22 protein-coding genes and 1 pseudogene are annotated in these 26,270 nt (G+C 56.5%); 14 read left to right on the forward strand and 9 right to left on the reverse strand.

Translation table 11 applies throughout. The features are described 5' to 3' along the window. The first annotated feature begins 12 nt into the window (after window positions 1-12). The 3 genes from ELY38_RS02845 to ELY38_RS02855 are packed head-to-tail and all read left to right on the forward strand — an operon-like array spanning window position 13 to window position 3,655. A complete protein-coding gene (locus tag ELY38_RS02845; RefSeq protein ID WP_127059986.1) occupies window positions 13-1,461 on the forward strand; it encodes a TrkH family potassium uptake protein in 1,449 nt (482 codons plus the stop codon). Window positions 1,462-1,499: 38 nt separating this feature from the next. After that, on the forward strand, window positions 1,500-2,753 hold the full coding sequence (locus ELY38_RS02850; RefSeq protein WP_127059987.1) for a TraB/GumN family protein: 1,254 nt from the start codon (window positions 1,500-1,502) through the stop codon (window positions 2,751-2,753). Further along, entirely contained in the window at window positions 2,750-3,655 is a 906-nt protein-coding gene (locus tag ELY38_RS02855; protein ID WP_127059988.1) for a DMT family transporter, read from the forward strand. The genes ELY38_RS02850 and ELY38_RS02855 overlap by 4 nt, the downstream gene beginning before the upstream one ends. A gap of 19 nt (window positions 3,656-3,674) precedes the next feature. On the opposite strand, the gene ELY38_RS02860 is transcribed toward ELY38_RS02855, so the two are convergent. Then, window positions 3,675-4,418 carry a tRNA-uridine aminocarboxypropyltransferase gene (locus tag ELY38_RS02860; protein WP_127059989.1) on the reverse strand — a complete coding sequence of 248 codons (744 nt, stop codon included), beginning with the start codon at window positions 4,416-4,418 and terminating at the stop codon, window positions 3,675-3,677. Between the two features lie 165 nt (window positions 4,419-4,583). Here ELY38_RS02860 and bioB point away from each other — a divergent pair, with 165 nt between their 5' ends. The 6 genes from bioB to bioA are packed head-to-tail and all read left to right on the forward strand — an operon-like array spanning window position 4,584 to window position 10,247. After that, a complete protein-coding gene (bioB, locus tag ELY38_RS02865; protein ID WP_127059990.1) occupies window positions 4,584-5,648 on the forward strand; it encodes a biotin synthase BioB in 1,065 nt (354 codons plus the stop codon). Continuing rightward, the gene (gene bioF, locus ELY38_RS02870; protein WP_127059991.1) at window positions 5,635-6,780 is read left to right on the forward strand and encodes an 8-amino-7-oxononanoate synthase; all 1,146 of its coding nucleotides are present in this window, start codon (window positions 5,635-5,637) and stop codon (window positions 6,778-6,780) included. The genes bioB and bioF overlap by 14 nt, the downstream gene beginning before the upstream one ends. Continuing rightward, window positions 6,777-7,493 (forward strand): alpha/beta fold hydrolase, encoded by a 717-nt coding sequence (locus tag ELY38_RS02875; RefSeq protein ID WP_127059992.1) that lies wholly within the window; start codon window positions 6,777-6,779, stop codon window positions 7,491-7,493. Before bioF ends, ELY38_RS02875 begins: the two co-directional genes overlap by 4 nt. Beyond that, the gene (locus tag ELY38_RS02880; protein ID WP_127059993.1) at window positions 7,490-8,281 is read left to right on the forward strand and encodes a methyltransferase domain-containing protein; all 792 of its coding nucleotides are present in this window, start codon (window positions 7,490-7,492) and stop codon (window positions 8,279-8,281) included. Before ELY38_RS02875 ends, ELY38_RS02880 begins: the two co-directional genes overlap by 4 nt. Beyond that, entirely contained in the window at window positions 8,281-8,970 is a 690-nt protein-coding gene (gene bioD, locus ELY38_RS02885; RefSeq protein WP_127059994.1) for a dethiobiotin synthase, read from the forward strand. Before ELY38_RS02880 ends, bioD begins: the two co-directional genes overlap by 1 nt. After that, the gene (bioA, locus tag ELY38_RS02890) at window positions 8,967-10,247 is read left to right on the forward strand and encodes an adenosylmethionine--8-amino-7-oxononanoate transaminase (RefSeq protein ID WP_127059995.1); all 1,281 of its coding nucleotides are present in this window, start codon (window positions 8,967-8,969) and stop codon (window positions 10,245-10,247) included. The genes bioD and bioA overlap by 4 nt, the downstream gene beginning before the upstream one ends. Window positions 10,248-10,259: 12 nt before the next feature. Here the strand turns inward: bioA and ELY38_RS02895 are convergent, their stop codons facing one another. The 5 genes and pseudogenes from ELY38_RS02895 to ELY38_RS02915 all read right to left on the reverse strand — a co-directional run bounded on the left by ELY38_RS02895 (window position 10,260) and on the right by ELY38_RS02915 (window position 16,679). Beyond that, entirely contained in the window at window positions 10,260-10,970 is a 711-nt protein-coding gene (locus ELY38_RS02895; RefSeq protein ID WP_127059996.1) for an SIR2 family NAD-dependent protein deacylase, read from the reverse strand. 16 nt (window positions 10,971-10,986) lie between these two features. After that, window positions 10,987-12,759 carry a bifunctional isocitrate dehydrogenase kinase/phosphatase gene (aceK, locus tag ELY38_RS02900; protein WP_127059997.1) on the reverse strand — a complete coding sequence of 591 codons (1,773 nt, stop codon included), beginning with the start codon at window positions 12,757-12,759 and terminating at the stop codon, window positions 10,987-10,989. A 119-nt stretch (window positions 12,760-12,878) separates the two neighbouring features. Next, window positions 12,879-14,317 (reverse strand): annotated as a pseudogene (eat, locus tag ELY38_RS02905) (ethanolamine permease). A 120-nt stretch (window positions 14,318-14,437) separates the two neighbouring features. Continuing rightward, complete coding sequence (gene eutC / locus ELY38_RS02910; RefSeq protein ID WP_127059998.1) at window positions 14,438-15,274, reverse strand: ethanolamine ammonia-lyase subunit EutC; 837 nt, start codon at window positions 15,272-15,274, stop codon at window positions 14,438-14,440. Beyond that, complete coding sequence (locus tag ELY38_RS02915; RefSeq protein WP_127059999.1) at window positions 15,264-16,679, reverse strand: ethanolamine ammonia-lyase subunit EutB; 1,416 nt, start codon at window positions 16,677-16,679, stop codon at window positions 15,264-15,266. Before ELY38_RS02915 ends, eutC begins: the two co-directional genes overlap by 11 nt. Window positions 16,680-16,867: 188 nt before the next feature. Here ELY38_RS02915 and ELY38_RS02920 point away from each other — a divergent pair, with 188 nt between their 5' ends. After that, a complete protein-coding gene (locus ELY38_RS02920; RefSeq protein WP_127060000.1) occupies window positions 16,868-17,815 on the forward strand; it encodes a helix-turn-helix domain-containing protein in 948 nt (315 codons plus the stop codon). A 109-nt stretch (window positions 17,816-17,924) separates the two neighbouring features. Continuing rightward, window positions 17,925-19,151, forward strand: a complete 1,227-nt coding sequence (zigA, locus tag ELY38_RS02925; RefSeq protein WP_127060001.1) for a zinc metallochaperone GTPase ZigA — start codon at window positions 17,925-17,927, stop codon at window positions 19,149-19,151. Between the two features lie 78 nt (window positions 19,152-19,229). On the opposite strand, the gene ELY38_RS02930 is transcribed toward zigA, so the two are convergent. Further along, window positions 19,230-20,627: a PepSY-associated TM helix domain-containing protein gene (locus ELY38_RS02930; protein WP_340148026.1), complete on the reverse strand. Its 1,398-nt coding sequence runs from the start codon at window positions 20,625-20,627 to the stop codon at window positions 19,230-19,232. A 335-nt stretch (window positions 20,628-20,962) separates the two neighbouring features. Here ELY38_RS02930 and ELY38_RS19605 point away from each other — a divergent pair, with 335 nt between their 5' ends. Further along, the gene (locus ELY38_RS19605; RefSeq protein WP_422822309.1) at window positions 20,963-21,460 is read left to right on the forward strand and encodes a DUF2946 domain-containing protein; all 498 of its coding nucleotides are present in this window, start codon (window positions 20,963-20,965) and stop codon (window positions 21,458-21,460) included. Window positions 21,461-21,749: 289 nt separating this feature from the next. Here the strand turns inward: ELY38_RS19605 and ELY38_RS02940 are convergent, their stop codons facing one another. Next, on the reverse strand, window positions 21,750-22,808 hold the full coding sequence (locus tag ELY38_RS02940) for an SDR family oxidoreductase (protein ID WP_127060003.1): 1,059 nt from the start codon (window positions 22,806-22,808) through the stop codon (window positions 21,750-21,752). Between the two features lie 173 nt (window positions 22,809-22,981). On the opposite strand from ELY38_RS02940, the gene ELY38_RS02945 reads away from it, so the two are divergent. Together ELY38_RS02945 and ELY38_RS02950 are read left to right on the forward strand one after the other, a co-directional pair. After that, window positions 22,982-23,932, forward strand: a complete 951-nt coding sequence (locus tag ELY38_RS02945; RefSeq protein ID WP_127060004.1) for a LysR family transcriptional regulator — start codon at window positions 22,982-22,984, stop codon at window positions 23,930-23,932. A gap of 118 nt (window positions 23,933-24,050) precedes the next feature. Beyond that, window positions 24,051-25,166 carry a metallophosphoesterase gene (locus ELY38_RS02950; RefSeq protein ID WP_127060005.1) on the forward strand — a complete coding sequence of 372 codons (1,116 nt, stop codon included), beginning with the start codon at window positions 24,051-24,053 and terminating at the stop codon, window positions 25,164-25,166. A 56-nt stretch (window positions 25,167-25,222) separates the two neighbouring features. Here the strand turns inward: ELY38_RS02950 and ELY38_RS02955 are convergent, their stop codons facing one another. After that, window positions 25,223-26,131: an MBL fold metallo-hydrolase gene (locus ELY38_RS02955; protein WP_127060006.1), complete on the reverse strand. Its 909-nt coding sequence runs from the start codon at window positions 26,129-26,131 to the stop codon at window positions 25,223-25,225. Between the last annotated feature and the right edge of the window lie 139 nt (window positions 26,132-26,270).

Here is a 26,270-nt window from a genome sequence, read left to right on the forward strand (position 1 = left end):
CATGCAACAACCATGAGTCTGCGGGTAATCCTACGCATTTTAGGGCTGCTGCTGATGCTGTTCAGCTTGACCATGCTCCCTCCCATGCTGATTTCTTTTTGGTTTCGCGATGGGGTCTGGTATGCCTTCATGATCGGTATTGCCATCACGGTGCTGACAGGACTGGTCCTCTACCTGCCTAACCGGCGGGCGCGCAAGGAACTGCGCATCCGCGATGGCTTCCTGATTGCCGCCATGTTCTGGACAGTACTTGCCCTGTTCGGTTCGCTGCCCTTGATGCTGTTTGGCGATGCTGCGCTGGGCATTACGGATGCGGTGTTTGAGTCGTTCTCGGGCCTTACCACCACAGGGGCAACGGTCATCACAGGCATCGATTTTCTGCCCGAATCGATTCGCTACTACCGCCAGCAGCTTCAGTGGCTGGGCGGCATGGGGATCGTGGTGCTAGCCGTGGCCATCCTGCCCACGCTGGGGGTAGGCGGCATGGCGCTTTACCGCACCGAGATTCCGGGGCCGCTAAAGGACTCAAAGCTGACTCCCAGAATTACCGAAACGGCCAAAGCGCTCTGGTATATCTATGCCACGCTGACCATTGCCTGCATGGTGGCCTACATGCTTGCGGGCATGGATTGGTTCGATGCCTTAGGGCACAGTTTTTCCACCGTCGCGATTGGCGGTTTCTCTACCCACGATGCCAGCATCGGCTACTTCAACAGCCCCTCTATCGAACTGATCTGCGTGGGCTTTATGCTGATTTCAGCGTTCAGTTTCAGCCTGCACTTCATGGCCTGGCGCGAAAAGCGTCTGCTGCACTACTTCCAGGACCCGGAAGCCCGCTTTTTGATGCTGTTTCTGGCTGGGCTGGTCACCATTGCCGCGATCACCCTGTGGCTGACGCAAACCTACGATACGATGAGCGGCTTACGATACGGCCTTTTCGAGGTGGTATCGGTGGCCACCACGGCGGGCTTCTCAGTAGCTGACTTTTCGGCTTGGCCTGGCGCGCTGCCTTTCTTACTGTTTATTGCCGCCTTTGTGGGTGGATGTTCGGGGTCAACCGCGGGGGGCATGAAAGTGATCCGCATCATCCTGATCGTTAAACAGGGCATGCGCGAAGTCATGCGTTTGATTCACCCCAATGCGGTGATTGCGGTCAAGGTCGGCAAGATGAGCGTCCCCGACAGCATTGCCCAGGCCGTATGGGGATTTTTCTCCGCCTACGTCATGCTGTTTTTCCTGATGATGGTAGGCGTAATGGCTACCGGCGTTGACCAGATTACCGCCTGGTCTACGGTGGGTTCTGCGCTTAATAACCTTGGCCCTGCTCTGGGGGAAGCCAGCAGCCACTACGGCGAACTGCCAAGCCTTGCCAAATGGATATTAGTGCTTGCGATGCTGATGGGCCGCCTGGAAATTTTCACGGTGCTCGTTCTGTTTACGCCGGCTTTCTGGCGACGCTAGCCCGTATGACACCGCTTTACTATTTGAGTTGAAAAATCATGAATCAAGACGATATCACTCCGCTGGCAACGGCACCTGACGCTATACCAGCGACCAGCGGGCCGCTGAAAGCGGTCAGCATTGGTGACACTACTTACACGCTGCTGGGCACCGCGCACGTATCAGCACAAAGTGCCGACGATGTTCGCATGCTGGCCGATAGCGGCCAGTTCGATGCTATCGCCATCGAGCTTTGCGATGCCCGCCATCACAGCATGAACAACCCCGACGCCATGGGCGAGCAGGATCTTTTTCAGGTATTCAAGCAAGGTAAGGCCGGGATGGTGGCGGCAAGTCTCGCACTGGGCGCTTTCCAGCAGCGCATTGCCGAGCAGTCGGGTATCGAGCCTGGCGCCGAGATGCGTGCAGCTCTTGAAGAGTGCCGCTCGCGCAACCTGCCGCTGCTGCTAGTGGACCGCGATGTAGGCGTAACCTTGAAGCGCATTTACCGCAATGTGCCCTGGTGGCAGCGGTTTTCGCTCTTCTCCGGGCTGATCGGCAGCGTGCTGTCGCGTCAGGATGTTTCCAAGGAAGAGATAGAAAAGCTAAAAGAAGGCGACATGCTGGAAGCCACCTTTAGCGAGTTTGCCGCCGAATCGGAAGCGCTGTATACCCCGTTGATCCGCGAGCGCGACCGCTATATGGCGCTGCGCCTGGCCGAACAGGCCCCGCCCGGACGCTATAAAAACGTACTGGTGGTGTTGGGAGCCGGGCACTTAAAGGGTACCGTTGAACACTTGGAAGCCCCACTTCCTGAAAATCCCACGATTGAGCGCGAAGCGCTGGAAGCCACCCCGCCGCCCTCCAAGCTCTGGAAAGCCCTGCCCTGGCTGATTACCATCCTGGTGCTTACCGGCTTTGTGATTGGTTTTTCACGTAATACGGATCTCGGCTGGCAGCTGGTGCTGGAGTGGTTCCTAATCAACGGAATTTTGTCCGGCGGGGCGACCATTATTGCCCTGGCCCACCCGGTGACGGTGATCGCCACCTTCTTTGCAGCACCGCTTACCTCGCTAAACCCCACCATTGGCGCCGGGTTTGTCGCCGCTGGGGTTGAGCTTTATATGCGCAAACCCAAAGTGCGCGACTTCTCGTCGCTGCGTAAAGATGTCACCCAGCTTAAAGGCTGGTGGCAAAACCGCGTGTCGCGCACGCTGCTGGTATTTATCCTCGCCACGCTTGGCTCGGCCGTGGGTACCTGGGTTGCTGGCTTCAGAATTGCTGGCGCCCTGTTTGGAGGTAGCGCCGCGTGAGTACGCTCACGCGTGCGCCCTGGCAGGCCGATGCCCTGCTGCTGCTAGTAACGATAGTGGCAGCGGGTGGGTGGATCTTTTCAAAAGAAGCGCTCGCCGGCATGCCACCGCTACTGTTTATCGGCACCCGTTTCTTGCTGGCAGGCTTGATCCTGCTGGGCTTTGCCTGGCCAACGTTAAGCCGTATGCCCGCGCGGCGTATTCGGCGCGGTTTCTTTGTCGGCCTGTTGTTTAGCGTTGCCATCGGCTTCTGGATTATGGGGCTTCAAACATCCAGCCACCTGGGTGAAAGCGCATTTATCAATAGCCTGGGAATACTGCTGGTTCCTGTCGTTGCCAAGCTTCTGTTTGGCGACCGGCCGCCGCGCTCTACCTGGATTGCTCTGCCGATAGCGCTGGCAGGCTTCGCGCTGCTCTCTCTTAATGCCGGCTTCAAGGTAGAAAAAAGCCAGCTGTTAATGGTGTGCGCCGCGCTCTGCTTTGCTCTGTTGATCAACGTCAATACCCGCGTGGTGCGTAACGTACCGGCGCTTCCTCTGACCACGCTACAGCTATTGGGAGTGGGGGCCGTATTAACGCTTACCTCGCTTATTTTCGAGCGCCAGCCCGTGGCACTGGACATCTCTATTTTGGGCTGGTTTATGGCAAGCGTTCTGCTTTCGAGCTCGCTGCGTTTTTTTATACAGATCAAGGCTCAAGGCATGACCACCCCCAGTCATGCCTCGGTTATTTTGATGCTGGAAGCGGTATGGACAGCGCTATTTGCCGCCCTGTGGTTTAGCGAAACCATGGCACCACTTCAGTTGCTTGGCTGCGGGCTGATTTTTGCCGCCCTGTTGATCAACCGTTGGTACTGGGTACGCAAATTACTTCTGCGCTGGTTGCCGGGCGTTACCCGCTAGTCTTACTCCGTCAACCTGCTTACTCCGCCTGGCGCGCCAGCAGGCGCGTCATTGCCTTGGTGGGTTCGGCAATTTTTGTGTAGAACCGGCTGGCGGCGTAGCTGTCGTTAAACACATCAAAGTAGTCATCCAACACGGCTGCTGCGCTTTCATCCCCGCCTTGACGCAGCAGCTCAATCGCCACTTCCACCGTGCATAAATGCGCTTTAGAAGCGGGCTTGCGCAGCCGGTAGCGGGTTTCACGATCGGTACGCAAAGGCAGTACCGGCAACTCATCCAGGTACGCGCTTTTGCGAAACATGCGCCGCGCCTGACGCCAGGTGCCGTCCAGAATGATAAACACCGGAATGCGTGAATCCTGCTTGGTGTTATGTACCGCCTCCATACCTACCACACGATCGGCATAGTCAGGCTGATCATCGGGAAAGATCAAGAAAGGCGCATAGCGCGGGTCTGCCAGTAAAGCAGTCAACTGCGCATCGGGCGCCGTTCGGTACCAGGTAAACACTTGGGTTTGCGCCAGCACGTCACCAATCAACCGGCCGGTATTGGTCGGCTTATAGTGCTCCAGCGGGTGAGTGATCAACCAAACCTGGGCGTGGCTTTCTGCCTTCACCTGATACGGGCAGAGGCAGTTCAGCTCAGGAAGGTTACAGCCTTCGCAACGCCGAACAAAACTGCCCCGCGCCTTGAACTCACGCCGCGGCGGGCGCGGATGGCCGGTTGCCGGATCACACTCAGAGGAAGTATCAGAGGCAGACATCCACGCTCCAGAAAGAAGAAGAGAAGAAAAGGGCGCAGAGTATAAAGCAGGGCATTCGGGATGACGAACCTCTTACACTGTAAACCATGAAAATTTTCAAAGTTGACATAGCAAGCGTATCGTCGATAAAGTCTGGTAAACTTATCAAATATAAAAGGTTTACCAATGGCCGTAACAGCTGCCACACGTCATGACTGGACGTTAGACGAAATCAATGCCCTGTTTGCCCTACCGTTTAACGATCTGCTGTTTCAAGCTCAGCAGGTTCACCGGGCAAATTTTGCCGCCAATGCGGTGCAGGTCTCTACCTTGCTGTCCATCAAAACCGGCGCCTGTCCGGAAGACTGTAAATACTGCCCGCAGTCCGGCCACTACAACACTCAGCTTGAAAAAGAGAAGCTACTGGAGATCGAAAAGGTCGTTGAGCAGGCCAAGGCAGCGAAAGCGGCGGGCGCTAGCCGCTTCTGCATGGGCGCTGCCTGGCGCAGCCCGCGGGATAAAGACCTGATCGCCGTTGAAGAGATGGTGCGCCAGGTTAAAGCCCTAGGACTTGAGACCTGCATGACGCTGGGCATGGTCAATGGCGAACAGGCCAGTCGCCTGGCAGATGCAGGCCTTGATTACTACAACCATAACCTGGACACCTCGCCTGACTACTACGGCGAAATTATCACCACGCGCACCTACAGCGACCGCCTGGAAACGCTAGCTACGGTGCGTGAGGCAGGCATGAAGGTATGTTCAGGCGGTATCTTGGGCATGGGAGAAGGCGCCCAGGATAGAAGCGCTCTTTTACAGCAGTTGGCCAAACTCACCCCCCACCCGGAGTCCGTGCCAATCAACATGTTGGTAAAGGTACCTGGCACACCGCTTGAAAACGCTGACGACATGGACCCTATCGAATTTATCCGCGCCATAGCCGTGGCGCGCATCATGATGCCGCAAAGCCATGTGCGCCTGTCGGCCGGGCGCGAACAGATGAGTGAGTCTACTCAGGCACTGGCATTCCTGGCAGGCGCCAACTCGATCTTCTACGGCGACAAGCTACTGACCACCGGCAACCCTCAGGCTGACCGCGACCGTGCCCTGTTCGCCAAGCTGGGCCTGTATCCTGAAAAGCGTGAGACTTGTGAAAGTGAAGAAACCCAGGCCGGCCGCCTTGCCCAACAGGCGCAGCAGCAACAGCTCAACGAGCGCGCTGCCGAGCTTGCGGTGGATGCCGGTGTCTAAAGCATGGCGTGAACGCCTGACTAACGCTCGTGATACCCGTCAGTGCGCCCAGCAGTGGCGCGCTCGGCGCATCAAGCAGCCGGGCCAGCTGGATTTCGCAGGTAATGACTACCTCGGCTTGGCGAAAGACCCACGGGTCCAGGCCGCCCAGGTCGAAGGCGCCCGCCGGTTTGGCGCTGGCGCCGGAGCATCGCATCTGGTGAACGGTCATCTGGCGGTTCATGAGGCTCTGGAAGAAGCCTTGGCAGCATGGACGGGGCGCGAGCGCGCGCTGCTGTTTTCCACCGGCTATATGGCGAACCTGGGCGTGCTACAGGCGCTTGCCGGTACTGATACGGCTATCTTCCATGACCGCCTCAATCACGCCTCGCTGCTTGACGGCAGTGCACTGAGCGGCGCTCGCTCGCGGCGTTATCACCATAATGATATTGACGATTTGACCCGCCTGATGACACGCAGCGGCTGTGCCTGCAAGTTGGTGGTAAGCGACGGCATTTTCAGCATGGACGGCGATGTGGCCGACATTGCCGCCTTGGCGCGCGTTAGCCAACAGCACAACGCCTGGCTGATGATCGATGATGCCCACGGCCTTGGCGTTACCGGCGCTAACGGCAGTGGCTGCGTCGGGCCTCACTGGGGAAGCCAGCAGGTGCCGATTCTGGTAGGTACCCTGGGTAAGGCGCTTGGCACCGCTGGGGCGTTCGTCGCGGGCGATTCACTGCTGATTGACCATTTGATCCAGTTCGCCAGAAGCTATGTCTACACCACCGCGCAGCCCCCCGGCGTTGCCACCGCTACACTGGAAGCACTCACCATTGTTCAGCGCGAGCCCGAACACCGCGAGCGCCTTGAACGCCATATCGACTACTTCCGTAAGGAGGCCTTACGGCTGAACCTGCCGCTGGGCAAATCACGCACGCCCATTCAGCCGCTGTGCCTGAAAAGCGAATCGCGCCTACTTCTGTGGGCCGAACGGTTGCACCACGCGGGCATCGATGTTGGTGCGATTCGCCCGCCGACGGTGCCTAAATGCGAGTCGCGTCTGCGTGTCACCCTGAGCGCCAGCCATTCACGCAGCGATATTGACCAATTGCTTGAAACACTGAACACCTGCCGCCGGGAGGTTCCATGACACGCCTGGTACTGCTTTCCGGCTGGGGAATTGACCAGCGCATCTGGCAGCCAATTCAGCCTTACTGGCCAGACAACGTTAATGCCGTCACCGTTGACTGGCCGGGATACGGAAAGGCGCCCGCGCTGCCCGCCAACGCCTCCATTGACGAACTTGCCACTGTCATGGCAGGCCGCTTGCCAAGCGATTCCGTGTGGGTTGGGTGGTCGCTGGGCGGCCTGTTGGCGACCGCCCTACTTGACTATTTTCCCGCGCCGCGGGGGCTAGTACTTCTGGGAGCAGGCACCCGGTTCTGTGTTCCGGGTAGCGCGCTTGCCGCAGAGCTCGACGACTTCCGAGCGGTGTTCGCGCGCCGCCCCGATGCGGCCTGGCGCCACTTCTTGCGCTGGCAAGCCCAAGGCGAGCCAGCGCCCCAGCAGGCTTACACTCAGCTTCGCGACCTGCTGGGCAAGACACCCGGTGCAGACCATGCGACTCTGGCCACGGGCCTTCACTGGCTGGCCACGCTGGATAATCGTCAGCGTTTGAAGGTACCCCCCTGCCCGGTGGTTCACCTGGCTGGCGAGCATGACCCGTTGATCAGCCGCACTACGCGCCAAGAGGCGCTGCCTATTGCGCGCTGCGGCCACTGCCCGATGCTCTCGCAGCCAGCGCGTTTAGCTTCCCTGCTCGCCGCCCAGGCCGCCATGTTATCCGCGGAGGAGATCGTATGAGTCTCCGTACTGCTCAACCACTACTGCCGCCTGAGGCTGACTGGCAGGCCAAAGTGGCCCGCGCCTTCTCCCGGGCGGCACCTCGTTATGACGCGCTGGCCAACGCCCAGCGGCATATCGGTGAGACGCTATGGCGCGGCCTGCCATATACAGCGAATCATATACTCGACCTGGGATGCGGCACCGGCTACTGGTCACAGCGGCTAGCCACGCGTTACGCCACCGCAAACGTCACGGGATTGGATATTGCGCCAGGCATGCTGGAACACGCTCGGGCGTACCATGGCGACAGGATTATCTGGCAACAGGGCAGCGCCGAGGCGCTGCCGCTGCCCGCAGGATCGTTTGACCTAGTGTTTTCCAACCTGGCGATCCAGTGGTGCCGCGATAGCCTCGCCGTTATGCGGTCGCTTTATCGCGTGCTGACCTCGGGCGGCAAGGCGTTCATCACCACGCTGCTGCCCGGCACGCTGGCCGAAATCGCCGCCGCCTGGCAGCGCCCGGACGCTCTGCTGAAAACGCCAGAACGTTGCGCGCTTGAAGCCGCCATCAGCGAAAGCGGCCTGCTTTCTCTACAGCAATCTACCTGGGTGGAAACATTCTTTTACCCCGATTTCAAGGCCGTCATGGCGTCTATCAAGGGCGTAGGTGCCCAGGTGGCGAGGCCCAATGCCGCTCTCACCCGGGCTGACTTGGCAGCGGCAGCAGCACGTTTTGAGCAGCTTCGCGAGCCTCGTGGCTTGCCGGTCACTTATCACTGTCTGAACTTGCAGCTGGAGAAACCCTGATGAAGCGCTTCTTTGTTACCGGCACCGATACCGATGCGGGCAAAACGCTGGTCACTGCCGCGCTACTTCATGCAGCCCGACAACAGCAGCTGAGTACGCTGGGACTCAAGCCCATCGCCTCTGGCAGCTCACTAACGCCTGACGGGCTGCGCAATAGTGACGCCCTCGCACTGCAACAGCAAAGCGTACCACCGGTCGACTACGTCACGGTCAACCCCATTGCCCTTGCCCCGGCCATTGCGCCTCATTTGGCCGCGCTGGAAGCGGGCCAGCCGCTAAATGTCTGTGATACCACCCGTCTGCTACGTGAAACGCTTAGCCAGACGGCTAGGCGCTTCACACTGATTGAGGGCGCCGGTGGTTGGCGCGTGCCGATAAACGAGCGGGAGGATTTTGCCGACATCGCCATCGCGCTGGGGTTTCCGGTCATCCTGGTGGTTGGTTTAAAGCTCGGCTGCCTGAATCACGCCTGTTTAACGGCCGAAGCTATTCGCGCCGACGGCCTGACGCTGGCAGGCTGGGCAGGCAGCGTGGTTGACCCCGCCTTTGCGGCTGACACTGCCCGCCTAGCGGCCAATATCGCCCATCTTGAGAGCAAACTAGCGGCACCCTGTCTGGGCATCATTCCTCACCTGACTACTCCCGATGCCGCCACCGCCCATTGCTATCTCTCTTTGGAGATATTATGAGTTCGCCGGTTTGGCACCCCTATGCGCACCTTAAAACCCAGGCGCCCGCTCCCCGAGTCGTCGGCGGCAGCGGCGCCCACTTTGAGCTTGAAGGCGGCGAGCGCTTGCTGGACGCCACCTGCTCCTGGTGGTGCATGATTCATGGTTACGGCCATCCACGCTTGGTAGCAGCTATTCGCGAGCAGGCAGGCACGCTTTGCCACGTGATGCTGGGCGGGCTGACCCACGACCCCGCCGATCAGCTGGCCCGTGAGCTGGTGCGTATCACCCCCGATGGGCTTAATCATGTCTTCTACTCCGACAGCGGTTCAGTGGGCATGGAAGTGGCGATGAAGATGGCGCTTCAGTATCAGGTGCTAACCGGCCGCCCCGGCAAGCGCAAGATGCTTTCGCTGATGAAGGCGTACCACGGCGACACCACTGGTTGCATGGCGGTCTGTGACCCCGAAGAGGGTATGCACAGCCTGTTTGCCGCCCTGCTGCCCCAGCACCACTTTGCGCCTGTGCCCACCGCCCCTTTTGAGGCATCACCGGAGCAGGTCGAAGCGGACCTTAACGCCTTGCGCAGCATTCTCGAGCGTCACCATACTGAGATCGCCGCCCTGCTGATGGAGCCGCTACTGCAAGCCGCAGGTGGGCTGAACATGACTTCCCCTGCGTATCTGCGTGGTGCGCGAGCACTGTGCGATGAGTTCGGAGTACTGTTGGTGTTTGACGAGGTAGCTACCGGTTTCGGGCGCACCGGCAAGCTCTTTGCCGCCGACCATGCAGGCGTCACGCCGGATATCATGGTGCTCTCTAAAGGCCTGACCGGCGGCTACTTGGGTCATGCGGCAACACTTGCCACGGATCGCGTCCATGACGCCTTTATCGGCGACAGCGCGCATCATGCCTTTATGCATGGCCCTACTTTTATGGGTAATCCACTGGCTTGCCGCGTGGCGCTGGAGAGCTTGCGCGTGTTTGAGCAAGAGGATTATCTAGCAAAAATCGCCACACTTAACCAAACGCTCAGCCGCGAACTACTCGATGATGCCGCGCTGAACGCTCACCCGGCAGTGGCCGACGTTCGCGTACTCGGTGCCACGGCAGTGATTGAAACGTACGCAGCGGAAGCGCTTACAGGCGTAGCGAGCTTTGCCCGCAAGCGCGGCGTATGGCTGCGTCCGTTTGGCCGTTGGCTTTACACCATGCCCGCCTATATCACCTCGCCCGCGGAAATGATCCAAATTACCGATGTCATGAAGGACTGGTTTGCCCCCCCCCAACACACCTGAATAGTCATAAACTCACGGTAGTTCCAGTTTACCCTGTGCTTTCCACTGTTCGACCAAAGTAGGCACGCCTTCCCCGGCGGTGGCGTTAATGGCCGCCACACCGGGCGGGCTTAGCGCGTCGGCGTCAGGGTCGATCAGCACGCAAGGTGTGTCGTAGTCGATATAAGACAGCAGTGAGGCTGCGGGCATCACCGCAAGCGATGTTCCCACTACCAGCAGAAAATCGGCCTGGCTTGCGATCGCGCAGGCCTCTTCAAACAGCGGTACGGCCTCACCAAACCAGACCACATCCGGGCGTAGCTGGCTGCCTTTGTCGCACACATCGCCAAGCGCAATATTGCCTTTCAACGGGTAGCACATGCGCTCATCCACACTGGAGCGCGCTTTCAATATCTCCCCATGCAGGTGAATCACCTGGCTGGAGCCTGCCCGCTCGTGCAGGTCGTCAATATTCTGGGTGATGATGGTGACCTTGAAGCCCGCCTGCTCAAGGCTTGCCAACGCTTTGTGCGCCGCATTGGGTTGGGCCTTGCGGATCTGCTCCCGGCGCTGGTTATAAAAGCCCAATACGCGCTCGGGGTCGCGCTGCCAGCCTTGCGGTGTGGCTACCTCTTCCACGGGGTGGTCTTCCCACAGCCCGTCGCTGGCGCGAAACGTCTTGATACCGCTTTCGGCACTGATGCCCGAGCCGCTAAACACGACCAGATGACCAAGTGTCGTCATGGTTACCTCATTAATATCAGTGTGGCAGAGGGAATAACGCCCCCGCTGCTGCTACAAAACGCTGTTCATTAGGGTAAGGGTACACATCAATGATGTGACCATCGAGAATGGCTTGCTGCAGGCTTTTCCAATACGCCACGTCAAACAGCTCCGGGTGGAGCTGTTTAAACACATGAAGCCGCTCGGGATTGGCAAACATAAACGGGCCAAACTCTTCAGGAAAAATATCGTTGGGCCCGATGGATAAGCTTTCGCCCCCACCACCCAGGTAATCGCTACCACTTGATACGGGGATAGATCGGAAATGACACTCGGTGAGATAGCACACCTCATCGTAGTCGTAGAAGATCACCCGCCCTTGACGCGTAACCCCAAAGTTTTTAAGCAGCATATCGCCAGGAAAAATATTGGCAGCGGCCATCTGCTTGATGGCATCGCCGTAATCCTTAAGCACCGCTAACTGTTCTTCGTCGCTGCACTGTTCCAGATAAATATTCAGCGGGATCATCATGCGCTCGGTATAGCAGTGCTTGATGATGACCTTCTCGCCTTTCAGGTAAACCGTAGAGGGCGCAACGTCCAGCAGGTGGGCCAGGCAATCGGGGGCAAAGTGATCCTTGTGGACCGTAAAGTTGGGAAACTCCTGGGTGTCGGCCATGCGGCCGACCCGGTCGTGGCGTTTTACCAAGCGGTACTTTTCACGCACGATGTTATGCGTGACGTCCTTGGCGGGGTCGAACTTATCCTTGATGATTTTAAACACCGTACGCGCGCTTGGCAGCACGGACACTGCCATCACCATACCGCGCACACCCGGGGCGATAATAAACTGATCCTCGCGTTTGGCGACCTGATGATTAAGCGCGCGAAAAAATTCGGTTTTACCATGCTTGAAAAAGCCGATAGCGGCGTAAAGCTCACCGGCAGGTTTATGGGGCATCAGCATTTGCAGATAGCCCACGAACTCGCCGGGCACCGCTACGTCCACCTGAAAATACGCCCGGGTGAACGAGAAGATGATCGCCACATCGTTAGGATTAACCAGCACGGTATCCAGATGCAGACAGGAATTGCCATCCGTTTTCTCTTCAAAGCGCTCATTATGGCGTATGGGCAATACCAACGGCACCTGCTCGCCACCGCCGGTAATGCGCCCCACTAAATAAGCGCCTTTATTGCGGTAGAAAACGCTGTTGAGCAGCTCAATCTCGGCATACTTCGCCTGTAAAAGAGCGCTAGGCAATGCGTTGGAAAGTAACGCCGCCCCCAGATGTGTGTCCCGCGTCATATCGGCGAAAGGGTTTTCCAGCGCCGCGCCTTCCAGGGCCCAGTGCAGAGCCGCCTGCCAATCACCGTTGACCGAGTAGCGGCGACACAGTGCAATGCTTGAGCGCCGCGCAGCCTCTGGTTGCGAGCTAACCACAAACATCCAGTCGTTGTGGATATGGCGATGGTTGAAGACTGCGCAAAACAGCGAGTTAAAAAAGGTTTCCGCTAACTCGACATCCAAGCGCTGGCTAATCATCGCTGCATAGTGGGCACGCGCTTCGCGCCAGACCTCACAATCGCCCAGCACGTCACTAAACGTGAGCTGCAAACGCTCTAACGTGTCATCTACTTTCTGCTGGTAGAGATTGATTCTCTCTACAGAAGCTTGCTGCCCATCCCGCCAGGCGCCATTACGAAAGCGGCGGCAGGCATCCTGGGTAATCGCTTTAAAGCGCGTTCGGTAGGCTTCAAAGCCGTGCAGAATGGTCGCCGCCAAGCGATACGCAGGAGTGGTTTTCACATGGATTACTCTTAGCGTTTTTTTGCCAGCCTATATGATGAAAAGCCCCTATGCCATTCACACAGGGGCTTCTCAGAGCGTTGATCTAGCCTTTACGTAGATCAGCAACGAATGGTCGATTATGGTTTCACGGCCGATACTGTCGATACTCCTGTACTTGGCGCTGCCTCCGGCTCGGCGATTACCAACGCAAACTCCTCTTCAGCGGTTTTCGCGACCAGCTTGTTCTTGCTGTACAGGAAGTAATACGCCGCCCCAGCGATAAACAGCACAATGGTGTAATTAAAGGCGCGCGGATCAAACGCGTAAACGCCAGTGAGGGCGATCAGCGCCAGCACCAAGGCAATGGAGGATGTGACAATACCACCGGGCGTTTTATAGGGACGCGGCAGCTCTGGGCGTTTAAGACGCAGCAGAATATGACTAAGCGCCATCAGCGCATAGGAAAGCGTGGCTCCCACCACGGCCATCGCCAGTATCAGATCGCCCTCACCACTTAACGAGACCAAAAAGCCGAAGATACCGGGTACGATCAATGCCAGATAAGGCACTTTACGGCTACTGGTCAGCGACAGCTGTTTAGGTAGATAGCCCGCACGGGAAAGCGCAAATACCAAGCGGCTATAGCCATAAATAATCGAGAAGAACGAAGCAATCAGGCCCGCCAGCCCCAGCACGTTAACGAGCGTGGCAAGCGTTGGGTTACCCACCGCGTTGAGTGCATCTACCAGCGGCACACCGCTTTGCCCAATCATTTCAGCTCCTGCAGCCCCGGCCAGCAGCACTACAACCAGCAAGGCTGTAAAGAGCAAAAACAGCATCGCGGCAATAATCCCCTTGGGCATATCGCGGGCAGGGTCTTTGGCTTCTTCCGCGGCAAGTGGCACGCCTTCCACAGCTAAAAAAAGCCACATGCCAAACGGCAGCGCCGCCCAGATGCCGTACCAGCCATAGGGCATAAAGGTGCTGGCGCCTGCCGCGTCAGTGGGCGCAATATCAAACAGGTTGGTCGCATCAAAACTACCTATCAGCGCCGCCGCCGTAGCTAAAATGGCAAACACGGCCAACCCACTGATCACCATCATTACCTTTAGCGCTTCACCAACACCTGCAAGATGAATGCCGATAAAGGCTGCGTAAAACAGCAAATACACCAACGGGCCATCCAGGCCGGTGAGGGCTTCCATCGCTGAGCCAATAAAAATCACGATCGCGGCGGGTGCCAGAGCGTACTCGATCAGTACGGCCAGCCCGGTTAAATAGCCCCCGGCGGGGCCCATCGCCTGGCGAGCAAAACTATATAGCCACCGCCAGCCGCCGGAATGGCAGCCGACATTTCCGCCAGCGACAGCACCAGCGCCAGATACATGAGGGCCATTAAACAGGCAGCAATCGCAAACCCGCCCCACCCGGCCTCGGCGATGCCAAAGTTCCATCCCGCGAAATCACCGGAGATGACATAAGAAACTCCAAGCCCTGCCAGGAGTAGCCAGCCTGCGGTGCCTTTACGCAGCTGGCGCTTGGCCAGATATGCCTGATCAATAGAAGATTGTGTCATTGTTTTGCCCTTTTAGTGTGGAACGAAACCTGTGTCAGCGGCGTGCGTCCGTAGTAACGGTTCCATGTAGTTATTTGGGTAGCTGTTGTTAGTGATTATTCGTTAGCGACGGGTTGAGCGTTAATCGGCGACCAGAAAGTTCTGGGTTAAGTCTGTTGCGGCTGCGTCGCCTTCCAGTACATTATCCTCGCTGCGATCTTTCAGTTTGACGCCAGAAAGCTTTTCCTGGCGCGCCTCTTTCAAGAGTAGAAATAGCCGCCTCGCGGCTTCAGCCATTTGCAGCCCGGCGGGACGCACGTTGGAGATGCAGTTGCGCCGGTCATCCTTGAGCCCCGGCTTGGGCGCCCAAGTCATATAAAGCCCCAGGCTGTCCGGCGAGCTAAGCCCGGGGCGTTCGCCAATCATCACCAGCACCGCATCGGCATTGAATAACGCGCCAATTTCATCGCCAATTGCCACCCGTCCCTGCTCGACAATGGTGAGCGGTGCTAGTGGCCACTCAGCGGCGTCCTGCTCAAATTGCTGATAAAGCGCTTTTAAAAACGGCAAGCTGTTCTGCTGTACTGCCAGCGCAGAAAGTCCATCAACCATTACCACAGCTAGCGCCGCACGCGACTGGGAAGCCGCTGACGCTTGTAAACGCTCTTTTGAACCATCATTCAAGCGGCGGCCCAAATCAGGGCGCTGAAGATACATGGCGCGATCTTCTGCCTGACTGTGCAAGCGTAGTGGCGCCTCTTCCAGGGCAAACGCTTCTTGCAGCTGATTAGCCAGCCTGTCTACCTCCAACGGGAAGTGCACCGCATCCTGTGCCTGGGCGTGGGCCAGCTGAAACTCCAGCAGTTTGCTGGTGGGCAAGCTGACGCCTGCCCGGCCCAAGCCAATGCGCGCATCGGTAAACGCGCGCAGTTTCTCCCAGGGGTTTTCAACCACAATAGGCGATGGGTTAGGCGTCATGGCGTGGCTCCTTGGGCAGGTAGCTCAGGCTGTTGGCAAACGCAGCGGGTAGCTGGTCGTTTAGTCGGTGCGTTTGTACATCTTTGAAAATCTGCATCTCGGCCAGCCAGCGTTCAAACTCAGGTGCGGCTTTTAGCCCGAGCACCCGGCGGGCATAGAGCGCGTCGTGAAACGAGGTGGTTTGATAATTGAGCATGATGTCGTCAGACCCCGGAATGCCCATCACAAAATTGCAGCCCGCTACGCCCAACAGGGTCAGCAGGTTATCCATGTCGTTCTGGTCGGCTTCGGCGTGGTTGGTGTAGCAAACATCACAGCCCATAGGCACGCCCAAGAGCTTGCCGCAGAAATGGTCCTCAAGCCCGGCCCGGGTAATCTCCTTGCCGTCGAATAAATATTCAGGGCCGATAAAACCCACCACCGTATTGACCAGCAGCGGGCTGAATTTACGGGCGACTGCATAGGCGCGGGCCTCGCAGGTTTGCTGGTCAAGCCCGTGATGGGCATCAGCAGAAAGCGAGCTGCCCTGGCCAGTTTCAAAGTACATGACGTTGCGCCCCACCGTGCCCCGGTTAAGCGACTGAGCCGCCGCTTCGGCCTCGGCCAGCGTACTTAAATCAAACCCGAAGCTGCGATTCGTCGCCTCGGTGCCGCCAATCGACTGAAATACCAGGTCCACCGGGGCGCCCTGCTCAATCGCTTCCAACGTATTGGTCACATGGGTAAGCACGCAGGACTGGGTGGGAATCTGATACTTCTGAATCACATCATCCATCAGGCGCATCAGCTTCACGCTCTGGGCCACGTTATCGGTTGCCGGATTGATCCCGATCACCGCGTCGCCGCTGCCGTAGAGCAGGCCGTCCAGAATGCTCGCCGCAATACCGGTGACATCGTCAGTCGGGTGGTTGGGCTGTAGCCGGGTGGAAAGCCGCCCGGGCAGGCCGATGGTGTTACGAAAGGCCGTAGTGACTCGGCATTTCTTGCCCACCAGAATCAAATCCTGATTGCGCATCAGCTTGCTCACTGCTGCGGCCATTTCCGGCGTAATGCCAGAGCGAACAGCGGTGAGGGCTTCAGAGGTTGCTTGGTCTGAGAGCAGCCAGTTACGAAAATCCCCCACCGTTAAATGCCGAATGGACGCAAAGGCTTCGGCATCATGGTCGTCAATAATCAGCCGGGTAATTTCATCTTGTTCATAGGGAATCAGCGCTTCGTTTAGAAAGATGGTGAGGGGGAGTTCCGCCAGTACCATCTGCGCGACCACGCGCTCTTCCGCGCTTTCGGCGATCACACCTGCCAACCGGTCGCCCGAGCGAGCCGGAGTCGCTTTAGCCATCAGTTCGGCTAAGCTTTTAAAGCGATAGTGTCGGCTGCCTACCGTGGAATGAAAGGTTTGAGCCATGGTGTTTCCTTATATTTATTTTCCCAACGCTTGGCGTTACGGAATAAAAATTGCTTGCTTACACCATAGCGCTATCACTCAACTTTCAGTATCGAGTTTTGGCAAACCCAAAAATATTAAATAAATACAAATACTTATAAAACAATCAGATAATTTTAGGCGACGCCGCCACTGCCTGAGGAGTACGTATGCCTACAGCCGCCTTGCTTGATGCACCAAAAAGATGCACTCAGGAAGCCTTCGATGCCGATGAACACGCCCAAAACCTGACTCGCTGGCAGCAGGAGTATGACCAACTGAGCCCTGGCCGGTTTTATGGCCGATTGGATGAGATAGGGTTAGAAGCCATGCAGGTCTTCAAGGAGCACACGGGACAGGCGCTACGCCAGCAGTGCAGGGTATGGTCCAACTCGCTATGGATAGGCATTCCTTCTTCCCCTAACGGCACGCGCATTAACGGGCAGGCCCTCAAGGCCTACGAGGTCATGTGCCGCCCAGGCGGGCAAGATTTTGAACTGATAACTCCCGAAGCCTTCGATATCTATGGGCTGGTGATCCACCTCCCCACCCTAGACGCTGCCGCAACACAGCAAGGCGTTACGCTAACGTCCCACTGGCAGAGGGCTCCACGCCACCATATTTCGCCAACTACGTTAAAAGCTATGTCGTTCTTACTGGAGCGATTACTTGGTAATCAAAACGTCGCAATTGCCGGGCATGTACATCAGGATATTTTATTGATGGGGCTTATAGAACTGCTTCAGGCAGAGCAGCCGAGCAGTGAACTACCGCCCAGCTACGCCCATCGCAAAGCAGTGGTCGACCGGGTTAAACGTTACCTGGATACGCATTTGGAAGGCCCGGTTACCATGGAGGAACTGTGCAAGCTTACCCACGTTAGCCGACGCACGCTGCAGTATAGCTTTACCACTATTCTGGGCATCAGCCCGCTGCAGTTTCTGCGCATGACACGCCTAAATCGCGTTCGCCGAGCACTGCGGGCCGCGACACCTTCACAGTCGGTCACAGAGATTGCCACTTGCTGGGGATTTTGGCATCTGAGCCAGTTCGCCCACGACTATAAGCATCAGTTTGGCGAGTGTCCTTCTCAAACGCTTGCTAGTAATACCCACTAACGATGGTGATAAAGCGGCAATAGGTCTACAGGACATCTACTTAAACGCTTCTAAGCGCCTCCTTATTGTTATATTATTACATAACAAACAATTTAGAGGAGTGCTAGCAATGACTGCGTTTTCTCCCCTGCCCGTTACGGTGTTATCGGGCTTTCTGGGTGCCGGTAAAACCACCGTACTGAATCATATTCTGGCCAACCGTGAAGGTCTTCGCGTGGCGGTGATCGTCAACGATATGAGCGAGGTGAATATTGACGGCGCACTGGTACGTGGTGGCCCCGGAGAATCAACGCTGGATAGTGAAGTAGCGCTTAACCGCTCTGAAGAGCGCTTGGTTGAGATGAGCAACGGCTGCATTTGCTGCACCTTGCGTGAAGATTTGCTTATCGAAGTTAATCAGCTCGCCAAAGAGGGCAGATTTGACTATTTAGTGATCGAATCGACCGGTATTTCTGAACCTCTGCCTGTGGCGGAAACTTTTACTTTTGAAGATGAAAGCGGCCAGAGCCTTTCCCACGTGGCCCGGCTGGATACGCTGGTAACGGTCGTGGATGGCGTCAACTTTCTTAAGCAATATCGTGAAGCGCGAAGCCTGGAGGAAGCTGGCGAAAGCCTAGGCGAGGAAGACGAGCGTAACGTAGCCGACCTGCTGGTCGACCAGATCGAATTTTGCGATGTGCTATTAATCAGTAAAACGGACCTGATAAGCGATAAAGAGCTTGCCTCATTAAAGGCCATTCTGCGTTCGCTTAACCCGGATGCCGAACTGGTGCCCATCCGCCAAGGCGGTGTGCCGTTAGATAAAATACTGAATACCGGCAGGTTCGATTTTGAGCGCGCCCAGCAGGCGCCCGGCTGGTTGAAAGAGATGCGCGGCGAGCATGTGCCCGAAACCGAAGAGTACGGCATCGGCAGCTTCGCTTACCACGCGCGCCGCCCTTTTCACCCAGAGAAGTTTCACGATCTGCTGCATTCCGAGTGGTTCGGCGAGGGCCTGTTGCGCTCCAAAGGCTTTTTCTGGCTGGCTACCCGCCCTCAGTGGGCTGGCCAATGGAGCCAAGCGGGCGGAATCGCCCACCACGGCGTAGCGGGCATGTTCTGGAAAGCCATCCCGGAAGATCGATGGCCGGAGGATGCAGAATACCGCGATTTTATTTTGGAAAAATGGCAGGAGCCGTTTGGCGATATGCGCCAGGAGCTGGTGTTTATCGGTCAGGGCTTGGATCAGGCGAGGATGCGCAAAGCGCTGGATGACTGCCTACTCAATGAGGGAGAGCTACTAGCAGGTATGGAGGTTTGGAAAACACTGCCTGACCCCTTCCCCGCCTGGGAATAAACCCGCTTGTGAGTCAGCCAAAAAGCCTCAGGTAGCGACCTGAGGCTTTTTCAATTACAGCGTAATAGCAAATTGTGCCTAGACCTTTTGGGTCTTCTTCTTCGAGACCGCCCAGCGTATCGCATCAATTACCGCGATGATGAGCAGGCTGCCGCCCAGTACAGGCAAGGCGACGCCTAAACACACCATAATGGCGATCAGGCCTAGCTGAGCGGATAGGGGCAACATGATAAACAGTGCCGTCATGGTCTGCGCCTGGTTAACCGTGGTGCCTTTGATGCGCTGCCACCACATCCTATAACCCCAGACAATCAAGAAGACCAGGGCGGCGGCAAACAGGGCCAACACCAGCTGGTTGATCAGCCCAAAGAGTACGCCCATGTGCAAATCGACGCCCCAGCGCGTCAGCTTTGCCGCCAGGGGAAAGGTGGTAAAGTCGGTTTGCTCAAGAACCTGCATGCCATGGGGGTCTAGTGCTACCTGGTCCACCTGGGTAGGCCAGTGGCGGTCAATTTCCGATACTCGCCACGCCCGGCCCTCACCGGCAGGCGCCTCTATCTGCATTCTGTCTGCCAGTAGTCCTGCATTTCGGGCCGCCTCAAGCGCCTGGTCAAACCCTGCTGGGCTCGCGTACTCCCCGGCTTGGGGGGCACTGCTCATGCCATGGTCGGCGTGAATATCGTGATGGGCATGGGAATTGTGACTCGCCGCATCGTCAGGCGCTTCAAGTACAGTGGACACACTGGGTGTGCCCCAGCCCCAGGCTTGCCTTAATTCACCAATATTACCTCCGGCCCACTGCGACCAGGTAAGCCCGGTGGCCGAAAAGAACAGCAGCCCGACGACCGCGAATGCCCCCACGGTGGCGTGCCGCCGCCGAGTTGCCATACGCGGGCTTGCACCATGCAGCGCTTTACGGCGTGCAACCCAAAGCACAAGCCCTAGCAGGGCAATAATCCATAGCCAGGAGGCGGCCAGCTCACTGTATAAGCGCCCTACATCACCTAACAGCAGGCTTCGATGGAACTGATCAATCGCGGTACGAAAAGGCAATATGCCGCTAGTACCATAAACGGTCATATCCCCTTTTACTTCGAGCGTTGCCGGGTCAATGAAAATGGCGCGGTGCTCGGAAGGGCCAAGCGTCGGGTCGGCAAACATGACCCGCGTAGTGCTGTCGGCATCAGGCGCGGGGCGAACCACGGCAGGCAGCATGGTTTGGCCAGCCGCCAGTTGGGCAGTTTCAATTTGCCGAGCCAATGGCTGTGGCGCATTCTGGGTGCTGGCCGTTAACGCATCGCGGTAAAGCCAGGATTCCACCGAGGGCGTTAATACGTACACGATACCGCTCAGGGCGGCCACCAATATAAAAGGCCCTACCAGCAACCCAACGTAGAAATGCATACGCATTAATAACGCAAAGAGAACATTGCCACTTCGCCTGGGCGGCGCCGGGTCGGTTTTTTTCGATAGCATGTTTTATCTTTCCCTAAGGATTTAGAGCAGGCTTTCTATAAACACAGAGTGTGAGAAAAATATTAACGATTTTAAAAACCGCCCAACTATAAAGATTACATTAAACAGCTTTTCAAACACCGGGCGTAAAGCATGCGGTGTTATGCCGCATAAAACCCAGTGCTTACAGACGCTATAACCCAGCCGATCATTTATTTCACAATGTAATAGCGGCCACCCATAAGGCTGCTACAATAACGCCACTTATAACGCCCTGAGGGCTGAATTTGATGCCGCTGTCTCGCTCAGCACGCTTACTCTACTACCGCTGTACGTTAGCGATGGCGTGGGTAGCCATGTGTCTGTTATTTGCGGGCCCGCTCATTTCTCAATTGCAGGCCAGCCAGCACGCTTATGACCACCAAGGTCATGGTCATCATGGGCATTCGGCGAGTGTTGATCGTCCTGGACGCTCTGCTGATAGGCAGGCCGGACACCCTGTCGTCCATCAAACCGAGTATTCTGCCGGTCCGCCGGGTACGGCTATTAACTCAGCCCCTATCAGCGCCTTGTCGGATTGGCACAATCAGTGCGGGTACTGTGAACTGTGGCAACACAGCCCGTCGCTCTCCCTTGCGTTACCCGCCATTGCCAGTGACGCCTTCATAGTACTTGGCGGTAGGTTTCTTGCGTCTCAAGCTGGGGCGCTTTTTCAGTATAACTACCCGCACGCATTAACTCGCGGACCGCCTTATTTCATCTATCGCTCTTTAAAACATTATACGCGAGTCACGTTTATAGTAACGCGTATAATTAAAAAAGGAACAGGGCTGTTAGGCTTTTTTAAAGTATAACAAGGCTCGGCTTTAGTGCGCTTTTAATTCTCGTAAAGTACGTTCAAATATCTTTATTTTTTTCACAACATCTTTAAATTCTCTCTTTATAAAAACCGGTTCAACGATCGCTGCTGTATATTAAAGCCATTAATAGTTTTTTATCCTTAATCATTAGCATTCGGTTAACTAACCACTGCTATCACCTCTTTGAACCAGGGCTACACAGCAAGATGTTCAAGGCAGCAAACACAAACCGGGGTGCCTATTAGGCACCCCGGTAGCGGTCTGACTTAAACAGCGTTTTTACTTAAGGAATAATGCGTTCTGCGCGTAAGCGGGTAAACAGATCAAAAAACGCGCCGCGGGTTTCGCGGAAGTGGTCAAAGCCGAAATCCCGTGACTTGGTGATATCGTTGACGCACTCAAGCTCACGGCCAAGATCGGCATCGGTGTGCCACCAGGAAGCCAGCTTGGTCACATCGGCTTCAACAAGGTCATGCTTCTCAGCAATGTCGGCCCAGATAGGCGCAATATCCGCCATTTGCGTTTCCAGCGGCAGCGGCATTTCCGGGCAGTCGGCGACTTCCAGCTCGAAGAACTCGCCAATTTCACGCCATAACCGGCGCCAGCGGAAAACGTCACCGTTAACGGTGTTGAACGCTTCATTATGCGCACCTGGGGTGGTGGCCGCCCACTCCAGCTGGCGTGCCAGCACTAGCGCATCAGTCAGATCAGTCAGTGCATTCCACTGAGTCTGCGAACCTGGGAAGGTAAACGGCTTGTCGGTTGCCTTGCAGATGGATGCGTAAACCGCCAGCGTCACGCCCATGTTCATGGCGTTACCCAGGGCATAGCCGATCACGGTATGCGGGCGGTGCACGTTCCAGCTAAAACCGTCACGTTCGGCAGCGGCGAACATGGTGTCTTCAAGGGCGTAGTAGAAGTTCTCACCGGGTACGCGCGGCGCAGATTCACGAAACGGTGTTTCGGTCTTGCCGCTGCCGTAGCTCTCAAAAGACCCCAGGTACTGCTTGGTGCCAGTTACCAGCGAGACATGCTTAATTTTCGCGCCCTGCAAGGCATCCAGCAGGTTCTGCATCATCGCGCTGTTGGCCTCGACGTTGGCCTTTTCGCTATCGCGCTTGATCCAGGTGCAGTAGAAAACGTGCGTGATGGGTAAATCGGCCAGGGCTTTCTCAGTGGCCTTGCGATCCAGCAGATCAGCGGCAACAGGGATAATGCCGGTCTGGGTCGTGGGGCGGCGTGATAAACCATAAACGGTCCAGCCACTGGCATTGAGATAGCTTGCCAGGTTCCCGCCGGTAATACCGGTGGCGCCGACTACAAGCGCATTGCCTTTACGCATTATTGACTCCTTATCCAAACGGGGTAACTCGTTGCAATCCAACTAGTGTTGAAAGAGTTAGCTCTGAAAACGACGAACGCTGTGTTCGTATTGGTTACGGCTCATTCTGGATAGCAACCAGAGTTGCTACAATTGGAAAAACCGCAAATCTTTATTGCTTCAGGCGCAACTCAATGGATCTCAATGCATTACGCGTTTTTGAGCGCGTTGCGGCAACCGGCAGCTTTACCGCCACGGCTCGTCATTTTCATCGCGCGGTATCATCCGTCTCGCGCCAAATCGCGTCGTTGGAAGAGTCTTTGGGTCAGCAGTTGCTCTATCGGCACACGCGAGCGGTCACACTGACCGAGGCGGGCTTACGCTATTACCAGGACGTACGCGAGATTCTTGAACAGCTCGATCTAGCGACCGAAGCGCTGATGGCGCCGGATACCGAGCCTTCAGGTGTGCTGCGCTTAAACGCGCCGGTCGCTTTCGGCCAGCGCCAAATAATGCCGATTCTGCATCACTTTCAGCAGCGCTATCCCGCTATCAAGGTTGAGCTAATGCTCACCGATCAATTAACCGATCCGGTGCGTGAGGGCATCGATATCACGTTTCGCGTTGGCGAACTGGCAGACACCACGCTGGTGGCGCGTCGCTTGGCGCCTATGAATTACGTGGTGGCCGCTGCGCCGAGCTATTTACAGCACACTGGCGCGCCGAATACGCCAGATGACCTAAGCCAGCACAACTGCTTGCTTTACCAAGGCGAAATGGGCCGCCAGCGCTGGTACTTCTACCACCCCGAGCAGCCGCAACCCATTACCTGCAAAGTCGATGGCTCCCTTTATAGCAACGATGCCGGGAGCCTGGTGCAAGCAGCGCTCATGGGCCAGGGGTTCGTCATGTTTCCTACCTGGCTAATTGCCGATGAGCTGGCTTCAAAAAAACTACTACCCGTACTTGAAGCGTGGCGTTGCGAGGTCGCCCCCGGCAAGCGCGATATTCACGTGCTGTATGCTCAGCGGCGCCTGCATACCCGAAAAGTCAGCGTTTTTCTGGATCATCTGTTCGAGATGGTCGGGCCTGTACCGCCGTGGGATAACTGGCGAGAAAGACGCCTGTCTGGTGGCAGTAATTAAAGGAGATACTTAAAACAGTAGTTAGCGTCAATTCAAACAATCCTACTGTTTTTGCCGAATAGCTAATTTAGTAATTTCTCTATATAACTACGCCCATTCCCTTACACGAGCGCCATTGATGTTTCACTTCATCGTTGCCATACCCTGCCTGATCGTTATTGCCCGTTACCTGGCGCCGCTACGCTGGCCGCTCTGGATTAAAATTGTACTCAGCGCGTTACTGCTGCTTGTTTCACAGCATCATCTGCTAACGTATCTGGCCTTCGGCAGCATGTTTTCCCCCGAGGTACCCAGAACCATGGTGCTGGCGATTAACTGGGTGTTTGGCACGCTTCTTCTACTCGCCGTATTTCAGCTAGCCGTCGACCTGGTGACCATTTTCTTGATGGTGATCAAAAGAAGGCGACTCACAATCCCTGCTTCCCTGCGCTACGCCATCGGGGTTATTGCTCTTGGAATTGCAGCGTTTGCGGTCAACCAGGCGACGCGTGTACCTCCCTTGAAGGAGGTTGAGATCACCATTGATGGACTTCCAGCGCCGTTTGACGGGTATCAAATTATTCATTTAACCGACCTGCATATTAGCCGGTTATTTGAAGCGCCTTGGGTCGAAGCAGTGGTTGCCAAAACCAACGCCTTGGCGCCTGATTTGATCGTGATTACCGGCGACCTGATTGACGGCGATCTTGAAGCCCGGCGGGTCGACGTGGCACCGCTTCAAGCGCTTTCAGCCCCTGATGGGGTCCATGCAAGTCCCGGCAATCATGAGTACTACTTTGGGTATGAGCAGTGGATGGCGCATTACCAATCATTAGGCATGCAGACGCTAGCCAATCAGCATGCCGTGATCACTCGAGACGGTGCCGATTTAGTACTTGCTGGAATTACCGATTTAAGAGCACCCCGTACTGGCTGGCCCGCACCGGATGTAAAAGAGGCGCTTGCGGGCGCACCGACCGATGCGCCCATCATCCTGCTCGACCACCAGCCTTTTGACGCCGCCATCGCAGCCGCAGCTGGAGTCAACGTGCAGCTTTCCGGCCACACCCATGGCGGCATGATTTGGGGGTTTGATCGTATCGTGGCCCGGGCCAATAACGGTTTTGTGTCAGGCATGTACGATGTTGACGGAATGACGCTTTACGTGAACAACGGCACCGGGCTCTGGCCTGGCTTTGCGCTGCGTCTGGGCAAGCCTTCGGAGCTCACCCGTATTACGCTACGCCAGGGTTAAGGCACCGCGCTGTTCAAGCGGCTAATCCGCTGGGCTTGTTAAACAGCCCATTCACGCTAGTCCCACTTCGCCCCTTTTAAAGCATCCAGGGGGATTTTCAGGTAGCGCTTGCCGTTGGCTTCAGGCTCCGGCAAGCGCCCACCCTGAATATTCACCTGCAGTGCATGAAGCATCAGCTTCGGCATGGGCAGCTCGCTGTCGCGCTGCTGACGCAGGGCGATGTAGTCGGCCTCACACTTGCCCGTTAGATGCGGGTTATGCTCCCGCTGCTCGGCAACACTGCTTTCCCACTTGGGCTCGCGGCCATCTGGCATATAGTCGTGGCCGGTAAACAGGCGGGTGCTGTCGGGGAGCGCAAGAATTTGTTGAATGGAATGCCAGAGTGACTGGGCATCGCCGCCGGGAAAATCAGCCCGCGCGGTGCCAAAATCCGGCTGAAACAGCGTGTCGTGGATAAACGCCGCACCGCCTATGACATAGCTAATCGAGGCCAACGTATGGCCAGGTGAATGCAGCACGCGAGCGCTTAATTCGCCAATGTTAAACGTATCCCCTGCCGCAAACAGCCTATCCCACTGCCGGCCATCAGCGGGCATGTCCGGCCAGTGATAAATCTCCTTCCACAGCGCCTGTACTTGCGTGATGTGCTGGCCAATCGCGGTCGGCGCGCCGGTTTTCTCTTTTAGATACTGCGCTGCGGAGAAGTGATCCGCATGGGGGTGGGTATCCAAAATCCACTCCACGCTCAAGCCGTGCTTCGCCACATAGGCAAGCAGCTCGTCGGCATGGTGGGTGGCGGTGGCGCCGGATTTTTCGTTAAAATCCAGCACCGGGTCGATAATCGCGCACTTATGTGTGGCCGGGTCGCTGACGATGTATTGAACGCTAAACGTACGCGGATCAAAAAAGCCAACCACTTCCGGCATTCCCTCACCCGTACTCGCTGAACGTGCAAACGTCTTCATGCTGTCTCCTGACCGCCTAATAAATGATAGTGCAACAGCCTACCATTTAGACAAGTAATGCTATAACCATAGCCATATAAAGAATATAAGAGCTATGACGTATTAACACGACTGCTTCAGTAAAGCGATAAAGCAGGCA

The sequence above is a fragment of the Vreelandella nanhaiensis genome, from assembly GCF_003990185.1.
GTDB lineage: Bacteria > Pseudomonadota > Gammaproteobacteria > Pseudomonadales > Halomonadaceae > Vreelandella > Vreelandella nanhaiensis.

Coding starts and splice junctions, on each gene's coding strand:
- ELY38_RS02845 (WP_127059986.1), top strand. CDS start 13: ATGAGTCTGCGGGTAATCCTACGCATTTTAGGGCTGCTGCTGATGCTG.
- ELY38_RS02850 (WP_127059987.1), top strand. CDS start 1,500: ATGAATCAAGACGATATCACTCCGCTGGCAACGGCACCTGACGCTATA.
- ELY38_RS02860 (WP_127059989.1), bottom strand. CDS start 4,418: ATGTCTGCCTCTGATACTTCCTCTGAGTGTGATCCGGCAACCGGCCAT.
- bioB (WP_127059990.1), top strand. CDS start 4,584: ATGGCCGTAACAGCTGCCACACGTCATGACTGGACGTTAGACGAAATC.
- bioF (WP_127059991.1), top strand. CDS start 5,635: ATGCCGGTGTCTAAAGCATGGCGTGAACGCCTGACTAACGCTCGTGAT.
- ELY38_RS02875 (WP_127059992.1), top strand. CDS start 6,777: ATGACACGCCTGGTACTGCTTTCCGGCTGGGGAATTGACCAGCGCATC.
- ELY38_RS02880 (WP_127059993.1), top strand. CDS start 7,490: ATGAGTCTCCGTACTGCTCAACCACTACTGCCGCCTGAGGCTGACTGG.
- bioD (WP_127059994.1), top strand. CDS start 8,281: ATGAAGCGCTTCTTTGTTACCGGCACCGATACCGATGCGGGCAAAACG.
- bioA (WP_127059995.1), top strand. CDS start 8,967: ATGAGTTCGCCGGTTTGGCACCCCTATGCGCACCTTAAAACCCAGGCG.
- ELY38_RS02895 (WP_127059996.1), bottom strand. CDS start 10,970: ATGACGACACTTGGTCATCTGGTCGTGTTTAGCGGCTCGGGCATCAGT.
- eutC (WP_127059998.1), bottom strand. CDS start 15,274: ATGACGCCTAACCCATCGCCTATTGTGGTTGAAAACCCCTGGGAGAAA.
- ELY38_RS02915 (WP_127059999.1), bottom strand. CDS start 16,679: ATGGCTCAAACCTTTCATTCCACGGTAGGCAGCCGACACTATCGCTTT.
- ELY38_RS02920 (WP_127060000.1), top strand. CDS start 16,868: ATGCCTACAGCCGCCTTGCTTGATGCACCAAAAAGATGCACTCAGGAA.
- zigA (WP_127060001.1), top strand. CDS start 17,925: ATGACTGCGTTTTCTCCCCTGCCCGTTACGGTGTTATCGGGCTTTCTG.
- ELY38_RS02930 (WP_340148026.1), bottom strand. CDS start 20,627: ATGCTATCGAAAAAAACCGACCCGGCGCCGCCCAGGCGAAGTGGCAAT.
- ELY38_RS19605 (WP_422822309.1), top strand. CDS start 20,963: ATGTGTCTGTTATTTGCGGGCCCGCTCATTTCTCAATTGCAGGCCAGC.
- ELY38_RS02940 (WP_127060003.1), bottom strand. CDS start 22,808: ATGCGTAAAGGCAATGCGCTTGTAGTCGGCGCCACCGGTATTACCGGC.
- ELY38_RS02945 (WP_127060004.1), top strand. CDS start 22,982: ATGGATCTCAATGCATTACGCGTTTTTGAGCGCGTTGCGGCAACCGGC.
- ELY38_RS02950 (WP_127060005.1), top strand. CDS start 24,051: ATGTTTCACTTCATCGTTGCCATACCCTGCCTGATCGTTATTGCCCGT.
- ELY38_RS02955 (WP_127060006.1), bottom strand. CDS start 26,131: ATGAAGACGTTTGCACGTTCAGCGAGTACGGGTGAGGGAATGCCGGAA.